Genomic DNA, 2285 nt, shown 5'->3' with positions numbered 1-2285 from the left:
ATATTAGCTTCTGCTAAACTTTCCTGCTGAAATTCTGCATAACTCTGGCTAATTAATTTTCTGGTTTCGGGAGTACCAAATTGTTGTAATTTATTTAAAGCTTGTTGATTAGGATGAATAAAACTGATCTTATCGAGCCATGCCAGAAAATGTTAATGCTTTGAGCACTACCAGAAACCGCATTGAACATATGGTCGAAGGTTTGGAAGGCATCTCTGATGCAGCCGATGCGATTCATACCATTACCGAAGAGACTTTCTCCATTACCAAAGAAATTGATGAGATTAAGAAGACTAAAGCTGAGTTCCAGAAGCACTTACAAGAAAAAGCACCTCAAGAACAACTAGAAAATGAGGTAGTGGCGAAAGAACTCAAGCAACAAAAAGCTGTCGCCGACAGAGAACCAGAACATTCACCGGAGCAAGAAACTAGAGGCTAATGGCTACTACAGAAGGTTGGGAGTTTACACAGAAAATCATCAAAGTGGGCTTTAACAGGGATGTTAGAAAATATTTCCGAGACATTAAGTCTGATAGCCGACGGGATAACGGTAGAGCTGTTTTAAAGAATTCTTTGTTAATCAAAGATAATGATAGTGCCTTACAAGTCTTAAATAAGCAGATGTATTTTTATTTAGGACTAAAAGATAATCGACAAGCCATTGCAACTATTCCTGAATATTGGGATGTAAAAGTGGGGGCTCACCGACCACAACTAGCAATTATTTATCGTCCGACCCTCAACCGAGAAGAATACACGGGCAACTATCCTATATATATCCCCCAATACAACGGACATAAAAACCCGAAGCTTCCTATCTTTAAAAAAGGAAATTGGCATGGCATTTTATATTTAAAAGATAATTCTCGATTAGTAATTAATGGAGTTTCTGCCACCGAAGCCGAAAGAGTAATCAAAATTTTACAAAGATACATTATCTCTGACTATTTGCCTGGTGTTTTGAAAATCACACAGCTTAAAAACGCTCCTTATCACGAGTTTGAAGTCCAACCCATTCGAGCTGATTACTACAGCCGAGGAAGGAAGAATGCTCAACCTGACTGGCGCTGTTACTATAACTGAAGCACCCGCGAATATCGATATTCGCGGGTGCTAGCTCAGTGATTTCACCTACCATCTCTACTGCACAAGCCCTTATGGTGAAGTCATTCTCTTTGAGAGGGTTGATTATGGCTTCAGTATTTGATCCAGGGGCTGGCGGAGACATGAGTGCCGTCACCCTTCCAGCAGCCTTTGCCGAAGCTGCTCACATGCTCTTTGCCGCAGAAGTTGAAATTGCTGCCGATAACAGACCAGGTTTTATTAGTGTTACTTCTGATTTATCTGCCGCCACCATTACCGTAGCTGCCACATTGCCAGTCACGACGACTTTAAACGCCAACGGACAAGTAGTAGTAACCGCCTCTGACTACATACAACCATTGGGAGCTGCCTCTGAGTTTGACAGCGGTGGTGGAGAGTTAAGCTCCATCCACAAAAGTGCAGCCTTGTTTGAAATTGCACAAAAAGTACACGCACAAGAGCAGGCATTACCAGCTGATACTCAACCCAATAACCTCACTGTCGCCATTGACTTAGAAGCGGGAACAGCGCAAATTGATGCAACTTTCCCTATAACTTCTGCCATTGGTGCTAACTCGACAATTGTTTTGAGTGTAGTGGATTATTTATAAGATAAGGCAGAAGGGGTAAAGGCAGAAGGCAGAAGGAAAGATAAGGCAGAAGGAAAAGGCGGTAGTAAGTAAAGACTTACAACTTTCAATTTCTTCATATATCTTTGGGTTCTTTAAGAGAACTAGATACACAGCTACTAATTGTACAAAGGGTAAAATTAGCTGAGAATAAATTGTTCCTTTCTTTGATAAATGAAGTGGAAGAAATACCAAAAATTCTGGTGGCAACTATTAATAAACTAAAAACCTAAGCCTTCTTTCTTCCCTTCTGCCTTCTGCCCTATACCTTCTGCCTTAAGCTCTACCAGAAGCTGAACTAAGTACGATTCATTTATAAAGGAGTAAAACATGGCAGGGAAAATAGGACCTAGGGTAATTGTGCAAGTAGGAAAAGGCAAAAACGGTAAAGCCGTTTATAGCTACATGCTCAAAAAAATAGCAGAAAACTTTGGCTTTACAATTGAAAAAAAAATCCCTCAGCGAAAAGGAAAAAATGGTCGCATAATTGTGCAGCGTGGTAGTGTAGGTAGAGGTTCGATTACTGTTCCTTTAAGCGCCAGAGCCAAAACCCCTAAAGGTAATACCAGAACT

4 protein-coding genes and 1 pseudogene are annotated in these 2285 nt (G+C 40.7%); all 5 read left to right on the top strand.

Annotated features, from left to right (window positions below; translation table 11 throughout):
• Window positions 1–160: 160 nt before the first annotated feature.
• Window positions 161–439 carry a hypothetical protein gene (locus F6K23_RS40175; protein ID WP_293166757.1) on the top strand — a complete coding sequence of 93 codons (279 nt, stop codon included), beginning with the start codon at window positions 161–163 and terminating at the stop codon, window positions 437–439.
• A complete protein-coding gene (locus F6K23_RS40170; protein WP_293166755.1) occupies window positions 439–1083 on the top strand; it encodes a hypothetical protein in 645 nt (214 codons plus the stop codon). Before F6K23_RS40175 ends, F6K23_RS40170 begins: the two co-directional genes overlap by 1 nt.
• A gap of 188 nt (window positions 1084–1271) precedes the next feature.
• On the top strand, window positions 1272–1694 hold the full coding sequence (locus tag F6K23_RS40165; protein ID WP_293166753.1) for a hypothetical protein: 423 nt from the start codon (window positions 1272–1274) through the stop codon (window positions 1692–1694).
• Window positions 1695–1789: 95 nt separating this feature from the next.
• A pseudogene (locus F6K23_RS42695) lies at window positions 1790–1945 on the top strand (four helix bundle protein); the annotation flags it as partial.
• Between the two features lie 97 nt (window positions 1946–2042).
• Window positions 2043–2285 (top strand): hypothetical protein (locus F6K23_RS40160; protein ID WP_293166751.1); only part of this gene is annotated, 243 nt, incomplete at its 3' end.

This window comes from Okeania sp. SIO2C9, assembly GCF_010672455.1.
Lineage (GTDB): Bacteria > Cyanobacteriota > Cyanobacteriia > Cyanobacteriales > Microcoleaceae > Okeania.
The sequence above is the reverse complement of the archived record's forward strand: the minus strand, read 5'-3'. Positions and strand labels throughout refer to the sequence as shown.